The 19,505-nt window shown below is 40.1% G+C and carries 12 protein-coding genes; 4 read left to right on the top strand and 8 right to left on the bottom strand.

The features are described 5' to 3' along the window. Nucleotides 1-167 precede the first annotated feature (167 nt). The 5 genes from LG375_RS01375 to LG375_RS01355 all read right to left on the bottom strand — a co-directional run bounded on the left by LG375_RS01375 (nt 168) and on the right by LG375_RS01355 (nt 9,547). Nucleotides 168-3,719, bottom strand: coding sequence for a GBS Bsp-like repeat-containing protein (locus LG375_RS01375; protein WP_225745126.1), 3,552 nt, complete (start codon nt 3,717-3,719; stop codon nt 168-170). Nucleotides 3,720-3,991: 272 nt separating this feature from the next. Beyond that, the gene (gene lpdA / locus LG375_RS01370; RefSeq protein ID WP_049546003.1) at nt 3,992-5,749 is read right to left on the bottom strand and encodes a dihydrolipoyl dehydrogenase; all 1,758 of its coding nucleotides are present in this window, start codon (nt 5,747-5,749) and stop codon (nt 3,992-3,994) included. 179 nt (nt 5,750-5,928) lie between these two features. Beyond that, nucleotides 5,929-7,317, bottom strand: coding sequence for a dihydrolipoamide acetyltransferase (locus LG375_RS01365; RefSeq protein ID WP_139724303.1), 1,389 nt, complete (start codon nt 7,315-7,317; stop codon nt 5,929-5,931). A 235-nt stretch (nt 7,318-7,552) separates the two neighbouring features. Further along, nucleotides 7,553-8,551: an alpha-ketoacid dehydrogenase subunit beta gene (locus tag LG375_RS01360; RefSeq protein ID WP_225745125.1), complete on the bottom strand. Its 999-nt coding sequence runs from the start codon at nt 8,549-8,551 to the stop codon at nt 7,553-7,555. A gap of 24 nt (nt 8,552-8,575) precedes the next feature. After that, complete coding sequence (locus tag LG375_RS01355; protein ID WP_021144192.1) at nt 8,576-9,547, bottom strand: thiamine pyrophosphate-dependent dehydrogenase E1 component subunit alpha; 972 nt, start codon at nt 9,545-9,547, stop codon at nt 8,576-8,578. A 194-nt stretch (nt 9,548-9,741) separates the two neighbouring features. Between LG375_RS01355 and LG375_RS01350 the strand changes: the two genes are divergently transcribed. Beyond that, a complete protein-coding gene (locus tag LG375_RS01350; RefSeq protein ID WP_225745124.1) occupies nt 9,742-10,998 on the top strand; it encodes a hypothetical protein in 1,257 nt (418 codons plus the stop codon). Then, the gene (locus tag LG375_RS01345) at nt 10,988-12,277 is read left to right on the top strand and encodes a hypothetical protein (protein ID WP_070840063.1); all 1,290 of its coding nucleotides are present in this window, start codon (nt 10,988-10,990) and stop codon (nt 12,275-12,277) included. The genes LG375_RS01350 and LG375_RS01345 overlap by 11 nt, the downstream gene beginning before the upstream one ends. Before the next feature lie 167 nt (nt 12,278-12,444). Here LG375_RS01345 and LG375_RS01340 read toward each other — a convergent pair whose 3' ends face one another. The 3 genes from LG375_RS01340 to LG375_RS01330 all read right to left on the bottom strand — a co-directional run bounded on the left by LG375_RS01340 (nt 12,445) and on the right by LG375_RS01330 (nt 16,405). Next, nucleotides 12,445-14,388, bottom strand: a complete 1,944-nt coding sequence (locus tag LG375_RS01340) for a DUF2207 domain-containing protein (RefSeq protein ID WP_225745123.1) — start codon at nt 14,386-14,388, stop codon at nt 12,445-12,447. 75 nt (nt 14,389-14,463) lie between these two features. Then, complete coding sequence (locus LG375_RS01335) at nt 14,464-15,732, bottom strand: dihydroorotase (RefSeq protein WP_110981294.1); 1,269 nt, start codon at nt 15,730-15,732, stop codon at nt 14,464-14,466. A 19-nt stretch (nt 15,733-15,751) separates the two neighbouring features. Beyond that, nucleotides 15,752-16,405, bottom strand: a complete 654-nt coding sequence (locus tag LG375_RS01330) for a uracil-DNA glycosylase (RefSeq protein ID WP_049545851.1) — start codon at nt 16,403-16,405, stop codon at nt 15,752-15,754. A gap of 213 nt (nt 16,406-16,618) precedes the next feature. On the opposite strand from LG375_RS01330, the gene LG375_RS01325 reads away from it, so the two are divergent. Together LG375_RS01325 and LG375_RS01320 are read left to right on the top strand one after the other, a co-directional pair. Next, nucleotides 16,619-17,815, top strand: coding sequence for a cation diffusion facilitator family transporter (locus LG375_RS01325; protein ID WP_225745122.1), 1,197 nt, complete (start codon nt 16,619-16,621; stop codon nt 17,813-17,815). A 230-nt stretch (nt 17,816-18,045) separates the two neighbouring features. Continuing rightward, nucleotides 18,046-19,392, top strand: a complete 1,347-nt coding sequence (locus LG375_RS01320) for a D-alanyl-D-alanine carboxypeptidase (protein WP_110981296.1) — start codon at nt 18,046-18,048, stop codon at nt 19,390-19,392. Nucleotides 19,393-19,505 lie beyond the last annotated feature (113 nt).

The raw sequence follows: 19,505 nt of genomic DNA, 5'->3' as shown, positions 1-19,505 counted from the left end.
GCTAATAGTACTAACACAATCCAAAATAATAACGTAAAAACCTATAAATATAAGATTTCAACCCTGTATATAATATTCTGAAAATAGGTAAGTAACAACATAACTATCAAAAATCAACACTAAAAAAGCCCTTAGAAGTTTCCTTCTAAAGACCTTTGATTGATAGATTAAGCAAAGACAGAGAAGAATGGTGCACCAAGCTTAGTATCCATTGCATCTCTACTCTGAACACCATGAATGTAATCCAATGAATACCATCCATTGTTATTGGCGTTAAATGGATCACGAACATATGTTTTACCATTATCATAGCCATGAAGTACGATTTCATGCGTGTAAGGATAATTGATAAATTGACTTGCTCCTACTGCCGCCAAAACGTGTTGCCCTGACATCAAAGCTGAGGCAATGTTAGCAATACTTGAAAGTACGTTGCTCTTCAGACCCCAATTTTTACTTGCTAATACAATACCATCTGCATCAGTACCAGCGACTGATGTTTTGTTAAATGAATTTGTATTGTAGTACAAATAATCCGCAACTGTCGTTGGTGCAATGACAGTTCCCAAGATATCTGTAAAAGTCATGGCAAGTGATGTTGGAACACAGCCAGATTGATCCATATTGCTGACACCATACCACTTAGAAGCCCAACGAGGGTCACGTTGAGAATAATAAGTCGTCTGAGGCTCAACACGACGATTACGTGGAGCAAGAGCTGTCTCACCAAGGTTGAATCCATCTACAGTATTGTCTACATAGTCTACATAAACATGAGTCGTATAGTTACCTATGAGATTCTTATGATTAACAGTCGATACATTGATTTCAGTATGTGTTCCAGTAGGTGCTGTATTGTACCAAGAAAGGTTTCCTTGGTTACTTTCTGACCATACAGCTACACGAATATTCTTAATCTGACGTCCTTGTGGCGCTTGATCAACTACAACTGTAAAACTACCTGCTTCTGAATTAACATTAGTGATATAGGTTTGCGTTTTAGTCTTAGCATTACGGAATTCAACTGTTGTCGTTGTCCCTCCTACACCAACTTGTGACCCATCATTTAAAATGTAGTACAAATGAATATTGTACAAACCTGTTGAATTTTTGTGGTTAGTAGCTTGAACATTTACCGTATAAGTGCCATTAGCTTGACGTGTGGCTTCATACCAACGAATGTCATCTTGACCATCTTTTTCAGACCAAATAGGTACTTGAACAGTACGAACACCTTTAGAACCATAGACATCACTGATAATGACATCAAAAGTACCAGTATCATTATTGTTATTAACAACTGAAATAGTACCGACTGGCTTATTATGTTTTACGTCTACAATGGTTTCAGTGACATAATGACGTTGGTTGGCATTATCTACGATGTAAACGTCAGCACGGTAATTTCCTAGTGAATTTTTATGCTCACTAGCCTTAATAGTGACACGGTAGCTACCATCAGATTGGCGACTAGCCTTGTGCCAAACGAGATCATCCTGTCCATTAACGAGACTCCATGAAGGAACTAAAACTTCCTTAACCCCATTTGGTGCTACGATATTGCGGATAACAGCGTCAAAAGTACCTAAATCAGCATTATTATTTTCAATAAAGAGGCTTGCACTAGGACGAGTTTGAGAAACTTCTACCACTTTTTCAGTAAGGTAGAAACGTTTGTTAGAGTCATCTACAAGGTAGGCATCGGCACGGTACTTACCAGTTGAATTCTTATGATCCGTTGCTTTGATAGTCACTCGGTAAGAACCATCGGCTTGACGAGTTGCCTTATGCCAGATAAGGTCGTCTTGACCACCAGCTAAACTCCATGAAGGAACAAGAACTTCTTTCAAACCTGTAGGAGCAACAATGTTACGAACAACTGCATCAAAAGTACCTGCTGCGGTATTGTTGTTTTCAATCGTAAGGACACCACTTGGTCGAGCATAATCAACAGCCACTACTTTTTCAGCAATATAATGGCGATTGTTAGAGGTATCCACGATATAAGCATCGGCACGGTAATTTCCTTTAGTGCCCTTATGCTCACTTGCCTTAATGGTTACACGGTAGCTGCCATCAGTTTGCTTAGTCGCCTTATGCCAAATAAGGTCGTCTTGGCCATTTTCAAGACTCCATGATGGCACCAAAACTTCTTTAACACCTAGTGGTGCTGAGATATTGGTGATAACGGCGTCAAAAGTTCCAGCCTTAGCATTATTGTTTTCAATAGCAAAACTTGCTTTAGGTTTCAACTGCTCAGGTGTCTTACCAATGAAGACTTGCGTAGTTGTTCCACCAACACCCGTCAATTGACCATCTTTTTGAACATAATAAAGGTGGATATTATAAAGCCCTGTCGAGTTTTTATGAGCTGAAGCCTTAACGTTTACTGTATAAGTTCCATTATTTTGACGGTTAGCCGTATACCAGATAATGTCATCTTGACCATTAATTTCTGACCAAATTGGGACAGAGACTGTTTCAACACCATTTGGTGCTTTGACATTAGAGATGACAACATCAAAGCTACCAACAGTTGGATTATTGTTGACAATAGAAATGGTTCCACTCAAATTGCCTTGAGTTGCATCAACCTCAGCACTAGCATTAGCTGTGAAACGTCCTGTATAATCCACGCTGTGGTCGAAGACATGTTTACCTGGCAGGATATTAGCAGTTGCTGTAAACTGCCAAGCACCAGTTTTAGCATTGTAACGCATGTTTTTAGCGCTTGTAGCTGTAAGAGTTGATGATGGGTACTGTGCGACCCAGAAATTTTCGATACCAAATTGAGAGGTTGAGACAGGTCCACGGTAGCCTAGATTATTCTCATCCAACCAGCTGGCACTTGTGTAGAACATCAAGTTGTTGTATCCATGCTTACGCATTTCGTTAACCCAAGCTTGAGTGTTACGGTTGATATTTGGAAGCATCTTAGAGTCTTCGAAATCGTTAACCATAACAGTGCTCTTTGGAAGGTTAAGATTTTGTGCAGCTTGAATGTAGAAACGAGCCTCGGCACGTGCTTCTTCCTCTGTTGTGTATCGAGAAAAATGATAGGTAGATACTTGAAGACCGGCAATTTGAGCATTGCGAACTTGTGATGGTGCTTTAGGGTTGTTGTACCAAGTATCCTCAGTCAACTTAACAACGACACCACCAACACCTTGGCGTGCAAGAGCACGATAGTCATCTACACTGATTTCACCATTATGGCTGCTGACATCGATAAAAGTCTTCGGTTGCACCTTAAGAGTTGGCGAAGGAACATCCGTAGAATTCGTTAATTTAGCAGGTGTGGCAACAGCGCTGTTAGGGGCTTCAGAAGCTGTTGAATGTGCAGAAGCGGTCACACTCTCAGAGCTAGCGTTTGAAGTCACTGCTGATGTAGACGTAACAATCGTTGTTGAGTTAGCTACAGATGTTGATGCAGTTGCCGTTGCAGCCTCGGAACTCTGTGAAGCAGGAGACGTAGATACCACTGGAGCACTAGCTTTTGCCACTTCACTCGAAGCTGCGGGTGCTGAAACCGTTGAACTAGGAGTTACAGGTAAGGCTGCTTCACCACCAAAAATCTCAGCCGCTGTCGCAGGTTGATACTGATTCCCTTCAGTAATAGAAGGCGTTTGTGTTGCCACTTCGTCTGCTTGAGCAACCTGAGTAGTTACAGCCAAGAGAACAGCCGCACTAGCATAGTAGATAAAATCTTTTGTTCGCATTTAACTTTCCTTTTGCATTTGTAATACTTGAACCATTTTACCACAGAAAAACTCTCGTGGAAAGGGCGTTATTAAAAATTTTCTAAATAAAATAGAAATATTATAAAATTATAAACGCTACTAAAATAGCGACTTATCTTATTTGAAAACCCTTTAACTAACTATTCGTACTTAACACAAAAAATGCAAAGAAATTTACGAGATTTATCTAAAGATGAAAATTTGCGACAAAAGAAAAATCCTCGAACATCTGTCCGAGAATTTTATCCGTATTATTTACGCTTTGGTGGGTTATGGATTGCTTCTCCAAGTACGTCAGCAAAGGCTTCGTACATGTTTTCAGAGAAGGTTGGGTGACCGTGGATAGATTGCAAGAGCTCATCTACAGTCAATTCATTTTCCATAATTGTTGACGCTTCGTTAATCAATTCAGCTGCAGCCGGTCCAATGATATGAACACCAAGGATTTCATGGTACTTCGCATCTGCAACGACTTTAACAAAACCTTGAGCTTCGTTTGAAGCAATAGCACGTCCATTACCAGCAAAGCTTGATTTACCAATGAGGACATCACCATATTTAGCGCGTGCATCTTCTTCAGTAAGACCACACATTGCGACTTCTGGGTGTGTGTATACAGCAGCTGGTGTGTAGTCAAGGTGAGCCTTACGAACGTTACCATGCATAGCATTTTCAGCTGCAACTTCACCCATACGGTAAGCAGCGTGAGCAAGCATCTTAGTTCCGTTTACATCACCCGGTGCATAGATACCAGGGATTGATGTTTCTTGATAAGCATTCACTTTGATACGACCACGGTCTAATTCAAGGTTAAGATTTTCAAGACCATCCAACTGAGGAACACGACCGATTGAAAGAAGGGCGCGATCAGCTACAATCTCTTCACCATTATTAAGTTTAAGGGTCAATTGGTTGTTGGCTTCAACAATTTCAGAAACACCAACAGAAGTCATGATCTTCATACCCTTCTTAGCAAGGATTTTTTGAAGTTCAAGTGACACTTCTTTATCCATAGCAGGAATAATGCGGTCAGCCATCTCAACAACAGTTACTTCTACACCGTATGAAGCATAAACAAGACCAAGTTCGATACCAACGACACCACCACCCATAACAGCAAGTGATTTAGGCAATTCACGCAAGTCAAGGATATCATCTGATGTCATCACAAGTTGTGACTCAATTCCAGGGATATTGATACGTGAAACTTTTGATCCAGTCGCAAGGATAATATTACGTCCCTTGATTGTTTCTGAACCAATAGTAACTGTCTTATCTGGGTTAACTTGACCAAGACCATTGAAAATAGTAACCTTGTTAGCCTTCAAAAGACCTTGAACACCACCAGTAAGAGTCTTAACAACAGAGTTCTTAAAGTCAACAGTCTTATCCATATCGATAGTGTAGTTTGTTGACGCTAAGTTGATACCACGACCTGCAGCAATCTTAAGCCCATCAAGGATTTCTGCATTTTTAAGGTAGGTCTTAGTTGGAATACATCCTTTATTCAAACATGTTCCACCAAATTCAGATTTTTCAATGATAGCAACCTTACCACCAAGTTGTGCCCCACGAATGGCAGAATAGTAACCAGCAGGACCACCACCGACAACAATAATATCGTACTCATTATCAGCAAGTGGTGCTTTTTCTGCAGTAGCTGCTGGAGCAGCTGTGGCAGGAGCTTTAGGAACTTCAAGACCAGCAGATTCTAATTGAGCAGTTGCTTCTGCAACAGGTGCACTGGCTGCATTATCAGCCACAACTTCACCCTCTGCTCCAATATAACCAATAACCTCAGTAACTGGTACAGTTTCACCAGCCTGACGGGTAATCTTCAAAAGAACACCAGAATCTTCTGCTTCAAGTTCCATGTTCGTTTTATCTGACATGATTTCAAGAAGGATATCTCCCTCATTAACCACATCACCCTCTTGTTTCTTCCACTCGATGATTTCGCCTTCCTGCATGTCCACACCAAGCTTAGGCATAATAATCTCAAAAGCCATATTTTATGATACTAAGAACGCTAAAATGCGACAGAATTTTAGGAGTTTTACGTTAGTGTGCTTGCACACAAGTAAAACTATCTAAATTCCGAAGCATTTCGTTCGAGTTCAAATCAACTCAAACGCTTTAACGCCCTCTCCTTTCTATTTAAAACTTCAGTTTTCAGATATTTTTTTACTTAAATCAACAATTCCATTGGATTTTCAATCAAATGTTTTAAATCAACCATGAATTTGGCACCATTCATACCATCTACAATACGGTGGTCAATAGTCAAGCATAGACCCATGATTGGACGTACGACAACTTCACCATCAACAACAACCGGTGTCTGAATAGTTGCTGAAACACCAAGGATAGCTGAGTTTGGTTGGTTGATGATTGGATTGAATGACTTGGTTCCGAACATTCCCAAGTTAGTGATAGAGAAAGTAGAACCTGACATTTCTGCCGCCTTCAATTTACCAGCCTGAGCTTTCTTGATGACATCCTTAGAGGCCACCACAAAGTCAGACAAACTCATCTTATCTGCACCATGAACGACCGGTACAATCAAGCCATCATCGAGACCAACGGCAATACCGAGATTAACAAATTTGTGTAATTCGATATTTTGCGCATCATCAATCAAGGATGCATTGAGGTAACGGTGTTCCTCTTTCATAAGGGTACGCACAACTGCCAAACCAATCAAATCAGTGAAGGTCACCTTCATGCCAGTCTTATTCATGATTGGATCAAGGACTTGCTTACGAAGAGCCATAAGGTTAGTCATGTCCACATCGTAGTTAAGGGTAAAGGTTGGCGCAGTTAAGTAAGAGTGCGTCATTCCCTTAGAGATAGCCTTACGCATAGCAGACATTGGGATAACTTCCACACCTTCTGGCAAGACTTTTTCTGGCTTAGCTTCAACCACAGGTGCAGCTGCAGCTTCCTTAACTTGGGCTGGGGCACTGATTGCAAGGACATCTTCCTTGGTAATTTTACCACCAAAGCCTGTTCCAGATACGCTAGCTAAATCAATACCAAGGTCCGCTGCAATCTTACGTGCCAACGGAGTTGCCTTAGGTTGAGCACCCTTAAAGTTCTCAACGTCATCAGCATGAACACGACCTTTTGCTCCAGTTCCTGGAACTTGAGCGAGGTCAATCCCCAACTCACGCGCTACTTTACGTGCTTTAGGTGTTGCACGTACTTTGCCACCTTCGTGTACGACAGGGGCTTGGGCTTGTGCTGCCACTACAGGTGCTTCCACAGTAGCAACTTCTTCAACTTGCGGAGCAGCTTCTGCAGCCGGTGCGCTCGCAGCATTATCAGCCACAACTTCACCTTCTGCTCCAATATAACCGATAACTTCAGTAACTGGTACTGTTTCACCAGCTTGACGGGTAATCTTCAAAAGAACACCAGAATCTTCTGCTTCAAGTTCCATGTTCGTTTTATCTGACATGATTTCAAGAAGGATATCTCCCTCATTAACCACATCACCCTCTTGTTTCTTCCACTCGATGATTTCGCCTTCCTGCATGTCCACACCAAGCTTTGGCATAATAATCTCAAAAGCCATATTTTATGATACTAAGAACGCTAAAATGCGACAGAATTTTAGGAGTTTTACGTTAGTGTGCTTGCACACAAATAAAACTATCTAAATTCCGAAGCATTTCGTTTGAGTTCAAATCAACTCAAACGCTTTAACGCCCCCTCCTTTCTACTTTAAATTATATTTTCCGATACTCTCACAGTTAAAACAAGAAACACATTTTACTAGCGAGACATATCACTTAACCGTCGCTAGAAAGTTAGTTTCCTTTATTGGCCATCTTGATAATAGCAGCCTTAATCTTTTCAACATCTGGAAGAACCGCTTGTTCCAAGACACGCGCATAAGGTACAGGGACATCTTCACTTGCCAAACGTACAATTGGGTGGTCAAGGTAATCAAATGCTTCACTTTCAGTAACCATAGCAGCAATCTCACCAATGAATCCACCAGTCTTATATGCATCATTGACCAACATCAGTTTACCAGTCTTCTTAACTGACTCGAAAATCAATTCCTTATCAAGTGGGATAAGCGTCCGTGGGTCAACGACCTCAACGTTAATACCTTGTTCAGCCACTTCTTCAGCAGCCTTAAGAACACGTTCCAACATACGACCATATGTGACAATAGTAAGGTCAGTCCCTTCACGCTTGATTTCCCCTTTTCCAAGTGGAATGTAGAAATCAGGATCTTGAGTCACTTCCTCTTTCTTACCGTAAAGTGCTTTTGGTTCCATGAAGATAACAATGTTATTGTCCTGAATAGCAGATTTCAAAAGACCTTTAGCGTCGTTAGCATTACCTGGAGCAACCACTTTAATCCCTGGAATGTGAGTCAACCATGACTCAAGAGATTGTGAGTGCTGTGCCGCAGAACCAATCCCTGAACCAGAAGCTACACGGAAAGTTACAGGAGTCTTCAAACCACCACCAAACATGTAGTTGTTTTTTGCACCATTATTAACGATAGCATCAAGGGCAATCGTGATGAAGTCCATGAAAGTCAAGTCAACGATTGGACGAAGACCTGTGATGGCAGATCCAACAGCTGCACCAGCGATAGCTGCCTCTGAAATTGGTGTATCTTTAACACGTTTTTCACCAAACTCTGCCAACATCCCAACTGATGTACCGAAGTCACCACCATAGATACCAACATCTTCACCCATAAGGAAGATGTATTCGTCTTTACGCATCTCCTCGCTCATAGCAAGGTTTACTGCCTCACGCAAGGCCATCAATTTTGTTTCACTCATACTTGTATTCCTCAACCTTTCTCTTTAGTCTACCCATACATCTTCAAAGGCAACTGAAAGTTCTGGATCTGGGCTATTTTGGGCGAACTCATAAGCTGCATCAACCTCTGCCTTGACTTGGCTTTGGATAGCATCTAACTCTTCAGCGCTTGCGATATTTTCAGAAACGAGATAGTCACGGTATTTAATAATTGGGTCGTTATTGTTCTTCCACTCGTCAACTTCTTCCTTAGTACGGTAAACACCTGCATCAGCAGTTGAGTGACCAAACCAACGGTAAGATTCTACCTCAACGATAGCGGGACCGTTACCACCACGGACATGCTCAACAGCCTTGCCCATTGTTTCGTATACAGCCAAAACATCGTTACCATCTTCACAGTAGAAACCAGGAATACCATAAGCTTCCGCACGTGTATAAAGGTGAGGTGTGTTTGTAGCTTTATGAATATCCATTGAGATACCATAACGGTTATTGATGATAAAGAAGATAACCGGCAATTTCCAAGTAGCTGCCATATTGACTGACTCATGGAATGAGCCTTCATTAGTTGCACCATCTCCTGAAAAGGCCACAACAATGTTTCCTGTTTCTTTGTATTGCTGAGTGAGAGCTGCACCTACGGCAAGAGCATAACCACCACCAACAATACCGTTAGTTCCGTAGTTACCTTTTTCAAAGTCAGCCAAGTGCATAGAACCACCACGGCCCTTAGAAACACCTGTCGCCTTTCCTGCAAGCTCCGCCATCATTTTATTCAAATCCATGTCTTGGGCAATAGATTGTCCGTGACCACGGTGATTTGAAAAGAAGATATCGTCATAGCTCAAGTGTTGAACAGCCCCAACGTTGGCTGCTTCCTCACCAACTGAAAAGTGAGTCATTCCTTGAACAAAACCACGACGAACCAATTTATTAATACGTGAATCAAATTCACGGATACGTTCCATTTTAGTGAACATCTCAAGATGTGTCTCTTTAGAAAGTTTTACCATATCGATCTCCTCTATCGAAATTTTACTATACATCTAGGATAGGTTAAAAAAACTTAATGGGCAAGAAATATGCTTGAAAAATGAAAAGCCTTACATCTTTATCACTTATAGGCAATTCGTATGCTCTTTTTGTTTGCGATATGGTATAATAGCATGATTGTATAGATTTTACCCGAATAGGAGAATATTTGATATTGAGTGATGTCATAATTCACGGGCTTACGGCATGTATAGCTTTTATTTTACAAATTGTTATCTTCAAGGTAACTACGAAAAGGCCTTTAAGATACTGGATTCTTATTTTAGCAGGTTTAGCCATTTTTGCCTCTAGTTATTTTGGTATTTCCTTTCCAAAATCTGGTTTTATTGCAGTTGTACTCTTTCTAGCTGCCAAATCCTACAAAAATCTAAGACATACCATTTTGGAGACTCTCTTCATACCTTTCACCTTTGCCTTAATGGTAAGATTGGTCATTTTCCTGATTATTCCAATTTTTTTCCCTGCAGTCTTGGATTACTATTTTGCTGGTCCCTTTATTCTCTTTCTTGCTTTTTTACTTTGGTTTGCACAAAGTGCTCTTCTTCAGGTGGACTACTCTCGAATGATGCAAATTGATAAAGCAAGACCATGGTACATGTCAACGTCTGTCGCTCTTTGTAGCTTAGCCTTTATTTACTTTGCTTCTGAACTCGTTTCAACAGACATTCACTTTACCATTGCCTTTCTTATCATTACGGCTCTGATTCTATCTAAGCAGGTTAATCTCTATAGAAAAGACCTCAATGCTCAAACACAAGCAGCCCAAGAGGAACATTCTCACCTTCTTCAAAAATCAAGTCAGAACATCAATACCTGGTACCAGAAAAAGACTAGACAAGAGCTCTTCATCAAAGACGAAGCTGAAAATCTCTACGATATCATTCGTTTTCAACAAAATGAGGAAGCTCAGGAGTTAATTGACTACTTGCTGACACCGAATCCGCTAGATAAGAAGATTGATCATTTTTATCGAGACAAACTAGGAAATATTAAACTGCCAGATTTACAGGTACTCTTTGAAGCTAAATTCCTAAAGGCAAAAGAACTGGATGTTTGGGTTAGTATGGAGGTCCCAGAATCTATTACCGTCTATCCTATTTATCCTTTAGACTGGGTATATGTCCTATCAACTATCTTGGATCATGTCATTGACCAAGCACAAGATAGTGAACAGAAATACCTTAGCTATGCTTATTTTAAGGATGAGGATAGTCAACACTTTGTCGTTGAAAGTTCAAGCACTAAAGAAGATTCAGCCATTACATCTGATTTCTCTGATCCTGAACTAAAACGCGTCAATACTATTCTATCTACTTATCCAAACGTTAACATTGTTTCAAATACACGTACTGGGATTTATCGCTTACAAATTGAAATTGACATGACTAAAGGAGGTTACAATGATTACTAATATTATCAATCCTCTCTTACAGGCCGTTAGTTTCATTTCTATTTGGTACCTCTACCAGACTATGTCTAAGGTAAAGCCACTACGAGGACACCTTTTACTTCTATTTTTATCCTATGTAGTTGCAGCGTCCTACTTTAGTCTCGTAAAAATCGTTGTGGACCCACTTTTCTTCCTTGTTGCTGATTTGGCCCTTGTCAAAGAGCGTTCTTTCTATCATCGATTGCTTTACGCTTTTTATCCAACTATCCTTTTTGATATGGCAACACGACTACTTTCAATTGTCATTATCCCTCACGTCTTACATATCAAAGGTGATATTACCCTCAACACTAACTTACATATCTTGACCTACATCTTAGCACCATTAATCATTTACCTAATGCTTAAAATCTTCGCTGTAGACCTAAATCAGATGAGTAGTCTTGACGAAGCTTGGGCTAGACGTAACTGGTTGCGAAGCACTGCCTTCCTAGCTGTCTATTATGTCTTCTTTACTGTTATCCATGGTCTTAACAGTATTCTTCCAACAGCAAATGACCCTAAAAATTTATTTGAAATAGTTTTCAAGGTCAGTCCTAATAGTTCTGTTATCTTAGTTCTCTATATTGCCCTACTACTATGGGATTTTTACAATTGGAACCAGGCTGTCCACCAACAATCTATCGATAGACTGAACAAAGAACGTCATAAATTGTTGGGTACTATGACTAACTATAGCAAAGCCTTTATCCAGATTATCATGCAAAAGCAAACGTCCTTCGACTTATTCAAGAAAAATCTCAAGGAGGTTTCTCTTGCCTTGGAAAATGAAGATACTGCCAAAGCTACTAGTCTACTTGAGATTTATAAAACAGACAATACTAGCATTGGTAATCCAGAGACTCAAGAAAACTTGGATAGGCTTAGCAATCCAATAATAGCTAGTTTTCTTTCAAATCGTATTTTGGAAATGAGAGCGTCACATGTCGATATTTCCATTAATATTAGTCCTCAGTTTGGTGAGATTCCTTTATCTGACCTCGATTTATATCAACTGCTCCAAGCTTCGGATAGAGCGATATTTAAACTACTTCGTCCTGATGTCAAGGTCAATAGTAGTTACCTTCAACTAGATCACTCACAACTCCTTGTTGTTGAATTACCAGTTTTGGCTGATAAGGTTAGCAAAGATAAAGAACTGAATGATATAGTAAAGAGTTTGCCAAATGTTGACTATCGCATCGGTTTACATGCAGGTTATCTGACTCAAATTATTGAAATCTTTGAACCTGGTTATTAAGATCATATTTAAAAAGAGCCACTGGCTCTTTTTTTGTTACTTTATATCTCTTCTCACTAAAAATTCCTAACAGTTTAGAATGAAAGGAATTATTCGCCAAACAAAAAGACACCCAAGATCATATAGACTGAGTGTCTCTATTGATAGTAAACTCCAACTAGCGTAGCTTAGAAGGCGCCACCACCGCCTCCTCCGCCACCACCAGAGAAGCCACCGCCTCCAAAGCCGCCACTACCACTATTTGAATTGATAGAAAAGCTACTTACGCTATCTGAGGCAGAAACATAAGATTCTAGATAATTGACATTATTCAGCATAATAAATGGTGTCGCAGAATAAGTAAACTCATCTAGAGATGGATTACTGAGGTGAATGTTGTATCGTTTTAGCACATCACTAACTTTTTTCGCCTGTCCATAGAGTGTCGCATAAACCAAGATACGATTCCATAGGATGACAGATTCTAATTCTGACTCTTTAAAGCTAGGAATACTCTGAATCATATTCTTAAAGCTATGCCACTGGTAATAGGTTGAAATTTGAGTTGCATCAAGACATCTCTGACGACGTCTTTTCACCAAGAACCAGAATAAAACGGTAAGTCCTGCTATAGGTAGGAGACCAAGAATATAGTAAAAACCTAGTCCTGATCCAAAGGCAGCAAATAAGAACAAAGTTGAAAGTATACAAAGCATCATTGAAAGTGCCAAAGCTGCTACTCCCAATATGTTAAATGTCTTTTCTTTCGCACTAAAATCTCTATAAATTTTAGGAAGTCCTAGCGCAAACTCCTCTTTTTCAACGCCTTTGGCTACTTGATAGCCGTCATTAGAGAATTGATATTTGACACGTTTTCCCTGAGAACGAATAGTTTCTCGCTCATAGCTTGTTCTAGCACTCTTGAATTGTTTTTCTAGAGCATCTTTATCAAGATAATAGCGCGAGAACATTTCACTATCTCTAATTTCCATGCGACCATCAAACAACATATCTAAGAATGCCCCTTCAAACGAAGAGAGACCTTCCTTTTCAATACGTGTCAGAATATTACTATCACCTTCTCGCCTAAAAGTGAGATAACCTCTATCAATCAAATCGAGGATGGTAGCTTGCACCATATATTTGAACTTCAAAGGACCCGTTTCTTCTTTTAGCCCTGTTTTATCGAACGACTGATTATAAACATTCTTAGCTAAGACCAAAGGTGCTAAATCTTGAGGGGCTTCATAAAGACGTGCATCTCGAGGGAAAGAAGGCGTTCTAGTGCTATAAAGAACAATAAGGTAACAGAAAATACCAATAAGAACAAAGCTTAAAATTACAAGTGGCAAAATGACATAAAAAATGCGTCGGTAGTTTTCTTTAGACTTTTTGATATCTCTTTCTTTTTTAAAAAACTCTGCCTCATTTGTCTTATGTAATAAATAAGCCTGATTATTTTCCCGTAAAGTACTGGTCATCGGCCAGTAGGCATGTAATTCCAATTTACCTGATGATGGTAAATTGTCTACATGAACCTGATAACCTGTAGCGGTACGTTTAACCTGTGGGTCTTTTCCAAAATAGCCAGTGTGGGCGTAAAGCTCTCCTTGACTTGCATCTAGACCATCAACTGTGAAATCAACCTGCCCAAATCCTTTATCCCAATCAGAGATTGGAAACCAATTTAAAACTGCAATATCTGAATATAGATTCAACAACTGTTGGATTTGCCAAGTAACTTTGAGGACAACCCTATCACCATCTGAACCTGAATTATAAACTTTGAGTTTAACACCATCATAAGAGTCTGTTTTTTCAACTGTAATATCTGTTTTTTCTTTCCCATTTACGGTTGCTGAAACCTTGGGATCATCCATAATAGAATAACCACCAATTTTCCCCAAGGTTACATACTGACCTTTATAGTCACTATCAAAATCATAAGTCACTTCCTGAGTAAACGTCGCATTACCATCATCATGTATAGAAAGGTGACCAACATAGGAAGGTAGACTATACTCTACCTCATCCTCGTCAGCTTGAACGCGTTGCAAAGAAAGTGGCAGAAAACAGGCTAACAAAACAGTTAAAGCAAGGTATTTAACAAGACCTTTCAGTATCTTTTTCATCATTTTGCTCCTTTAAGGACTAAAAAAGCAGGTGCAACACCAAGTGTCTCGATGTGCCCTGCTCTGATCTGCTATTTAGGCTTGATAAACAATCTCACCGTCACAGATAGTGTATTTAACACTGCCCGTAAGTTCTTCGCCTACAAATGGTGAATTGGCTGCTTTAGACTTAAAGTCTGCTGTGACCTGACGTTTTTCCTTGTCTGCAAAAATCACAAGGTCAGCTGGTCCATTTTCAGCCAAATAACCAGCATCGAAGCCATAAAGATCAGATGGGTTGCTAGTCATTACTTTCAAGAGTTCCGTCAAGCTTAAGTGTCCTGCTTCAACCAAGTAGGTCAATCCAAGAGATAGAGATGTTTCAAGACCAGTCATTCCTGATGGTGCTTTAGTCACATCATCGACATTCTTTTCATCGGCATGGTGTGGCGCGTGGTCTGTGGCAATAACAGTTATCACTCCAGATTTCAATCCCTCAATAACGGCTTGACGGTCAGATTCCAAACGAAGTGGTGGATTCATCTTGGCATTAGCACCTTTTGAAAGCAAGAGGTCTTCAGTTTTTGAGAAGTGCTGTGGTGCTACTTCCGCTGTGACTTGTGCTCCAAGTTTTTGAGCAAATTCAACCACTTTGACAGATTCAGCTTTTGACAAGTGTTGAATATGAACATGGGCTTGGGTATCATAAGCAATCATGACATCACGCGCAATCATACTGTACTCAGCTACACCTGTTGCCCCACAAATATGGAATTCTTTTTTAGCAATATTTTCATTGAAACCGAGAATACCATTTAGATCAGGATCCTCCTCGTGAAGGCTGATAAAGGTATTATTCTCCTTAGCTAGCTCCATGGCTTTTTTGACAATACCAGCATTGGTCAATGGAATACCATCATCTGAGAATCCGACAGCACCGGCTTCAAGCAAACCCTTGAAATCAGTGAGATTTTCACCATCAAAATTCTTAGTAATAGTCGCAACAGACTTAACATGGATATTTTCCTTAGCTGCCGAAGTCAAGACCTCCTCCAAGGTTTCCTTATCTGAAATCGTTGGATTAGTGTTAGCCATCATTACAACTGTTGTAAAACCACCTGCAGCCGCTGCCAAGGCACCAGTATGAATGTCTTCCTTATGAGTTTGACCTGGCTCACGGAAGTGAACATGGATATCCACCAAGCCAGGAGCAACCACAAGACCAGTCGCATCGATGACTTGAGCATCTCCAGCTTCGATATTTTCAGCAATCTTAACAACTTTTTTACCATCAACAAGAACATCAGCTTGCGTATCCAAACCAGACTTAGGGTCTACAACACGACCATTTTTAATCAGTAACATAATCTTCCAACTTTCTATTTTACTTCAACCAATCAATTGGGGATTGGCCCTGAGATACAAGGTAGGCATTGGCTTTTGAAAATGGCTTGCTGCCAAAAAAACCACGATAGGCCGACAAGGGACTCGGATGGGCACTCTCAATAATGGCATGTTTAGAATTAGTCACTAGCGCCTTCTTCTTACGAGCATAGCCACCCCAAAGTATAAAGACAACAGGAGTATCCTTTTGATTGAGAACCTTAATCACAGCATCTGTAAAAGGTTCCCAAACCTGACCAGCATGCCCATTTGCTTGACCTGCTGGAACTGTTAGACAGGCATTAAGCAAAAGCACCCCCTGCTCGGCCCATGACGTTAAATCATGAAAGGATCTAGGACCTAAATCTTCCTCTAATTCCTTGAGAATATTTTTCAAAGACGGGGGAGCTGGAAGGCTATCAGGTACCGAGAAGGAAAGTCCCTGTGCTTGATGAGGCCCATGATAAGGGTCCTGACCAAGGATTACCACCCGCACTTCTTCAAACGGAGTCTCCAACAAGGCATTAAAAACCTTGTCACGCGGCGGATAAACTGTCCCCTGGCTATAAACCTGGTCCATAAACTGATTTATCTTTGAAAAATAATGGTCAGGCAGCTCCTCTTTCAGAAGCTTGTGCCATGTCGAATGTTCCATAAAAACCTCTTTTTAGACTGTTTTACACCCTAAATTATACCATAATTTGTAGGGAATATTCGGAAAATACTGAAAAAACACCATGATTACGAAGCATTTCTTATCAAGTTTTAAAAATACATTACTCCATAAGTTTAAAGGGCTTACAACCTTTAACTCGTTATAGTTTTATGCTATAATTTAAACTTGTATTTTAACAGAAAAGGTAACCCTATGACTACGTATGAAAATTTAAGAGCAGCCAGACGAGGTCCCATTGTCAGCATCGCTGCCTACCTTCTTCTTACCATTGCAAAACTTCTAGCTGGACACTTTTTAAATTCTAGCTCTTTGATTGCCGATGGTTTCAATAACTTGTCAGATATTTTAGGGAACGTGGCCCTACTCATTGGATTGCACCTAGCTAGTCAACCTGCTGATGCAGATCATAGGTTTGGTCATTGGAAGATTGAAGACTTATCAAGCCTAGTCACTTCCTTTATCATGTTCGTGGTGGGCTTCCAAGTCTTAATTCAAACAGTCCGAAAGATTTTTCTAAGAGAGGAAACTGTAGTCGATCCCCTTGGTGCAACCGTCGGAGTTCTTTCTGCTATCGTCATGTGTGGCGTTTACTTATACAATAAAGGACTTGCTAAAAAGCTGAAATCTAGCGCTTTGATTGCGGCCGCTAAGGATAATCTCTCCGATGCCGTAACTTCTATTGGAACGTCAATCGCCATTGTTGCAGCATCCTTCAACCTCACGATTATTGACTATATTACAGCCATTATCATTACCTCCTTCATTCTAAAGACAGCCTATGATATCTTCATGGAAGCAACCTTTAGTTTGTCAGACGGTTTCGATGAGAGAAACCTAAAAGCCTATGAGAAAGCGATTCTTGAGATTCCAAAAGTCACTAAGGTTAAGAAGCAGCGTGGCCGTTCCTATGGTAGCAACGTCTATCTTGATATGGTGGTTGAAATGAATCCTGACCTCTCTGTTTACGAGAGTCATGCCATTACTGAACAAATTGAAGAGGTTCTCAGCAAGCGTTTCTTTGTCTATGACACTGATGTCCATGTAGAACCAGCTGCCATTCCCGAAGATGAAATTTATGGCAATGTCCTTCACAAACTCTCTCGCAATGAAAAGATTATTCTGTCAAAAATTCCTGACTATGAAAATCTCTTAGCACCAGACTTCTACTTAATCGATGAAAATGGTCACCACTACAATCGTGAAGAAGTCATTGCCAATCACCAACCACTTCTCAATAATTTTGACAGCTTCAAGATGACATCTGTTAGTCAAAAAACGAAATTAATTAGTTATGAGTTGGGAGGAAATTTCCACACTAGTATCTGGCGTCGAAATGAAACCTGGTTCATGATTTACCACCAAGTCACAAGGATAAAAGATGAAAAGTAACGAGCAAGCAAGCTCGTTTTTTTCTGCTTTCAAATAGATTTTGTGTAACATTCAATCGATTCTAAAAATTACATTAAAATACTAAATGTTAGGAAAACTCTAACTTTTATATGTTATAATGGAGATGTTTGTCACTACCGAATTTAGGGTTTTGACAGGCAATTGATATTAATAGATAAAAATAGGTTCTGGCAGCTACAGAACCCCATAGATATTAAAGGAGACACATTGTGAAAAAGAAAATTGTTGCCGTCCTTTTAGCAGCTTGTCTAGCCCTAGCACCGAGTTTGTCTAGTGCAGACGAATTGATGGATATCACACGCGCTGCTGGTTATACTGAAGCCACTGAGGCCTATCGCCCAAAATCAACCCTCTTAATCGATGGAAATACCGGAGATGTCCTCTGGGAAGAAAATGCTGATGAGGTACGTGACCCAGCTTCTATGTCTAAGGCCATGACACTTTATTTGGTCTTTGAAGCTATGTCTAAAGGAGAGATTTCTGAAGATACTGTTATCACAGCTACTCCAACCGACCAAGCTATTGCCGATATTTACGAAATTTCAAACAACAAGATTGTTGCGGGTGTTGATTATACCGTTTCAGAACTCATCACTATGACTGCGGTGCCTTCCTCTAACGTTACAACCGTGATGCTAGCCAACTACTTGACCAATAATGATCCTGATAAATGGCTAGACATGATGAATGAGAAATCTAAAGAGCTAGGGATGACCAATACCAAATGGTTCAACGCTTCTGGTGCCGTTGCTGTTGCCTTCAAAGGTTACTACAGTCCTCAACGTTATGATAACAACCAAACCAACCAAACAACTGCGCGTGATTTGGCTATCATGACCTATAACTTCATCAAGAAATACCCTGACATTCTCAAGTACACTAGCAAACCTGTTGTCACAGTTAAAAAGGGAACACCTTACGAGGAAACCTTTGAAACCTACAACTACTCTATTCCAGGTGCCAAATACGGAATTGATGGGGTTGATGGGTTGAAGACAGGATCTAGCCCAGAAGGTGCTTTCAACTATATTGATACCATCAAGCGTGGTGATCAACGTATGATTGCTGTCATCATGGGTTCTGGTGATTGGTCTGACCAAACAGGTGAAGAGATTCGTCATACCTTTGGTAATGCTCTCGTTGAGAAGATGTACAAAGACTTCTCTTACAAGAAAGTTCTTAGCAAGGGTGAACAAGAAATCGACGGTAAAAAATACAATGTCGAAAAAGACGTCTATGCCACCGTTAAAAAAGGTAAAGACCCTAAAATCTCTGTTAAAGATGATCACATTGTCATTGATAATGGTCTGAAGACAGTGTCACCTAATATCAAAGCTACTTCTGTTAAGGTAACTAAAGTTAAGGGGTGGTTCGATTTTGGAAGTGACCAAAAAGATAAAAAGGCTACTAAAACAACAGATAAGAGCCAACTCCCAGTTTATTTCTGGTTGCTAAGCCTTATCCCAGTTGGTCTCCTCTACTTGATTTACCTTAATGAAAAAGGACGTCGTCAAAAAGTTAAAGAACGTCGTCAAGCAAGACAAATCAATAAATAAAAGAAAGCGTGTCCATGACACGTTTTTTTTTATCCCCTATTAAAGGAGATCACCCCAAGAATACTGATAAAATCACCAAAAACTATGCTATAATGGTACGATGTGACATTTTA

It is taken from the genome of Streptococcus sp. Marseille-Q3604 (assembly GCF_916619785.1).
Taxonomy (GTDB): domain Bacteria; phylum Bacillota; class Bacilli; order Lactobacillales; family Streptococcaceae; genus Streptococcus.
The sequence above is the reverse complement of the archived record's forward strand: the minus strand, read 5'-3'. Positions and strand labels throughout refer to the sequence as shown.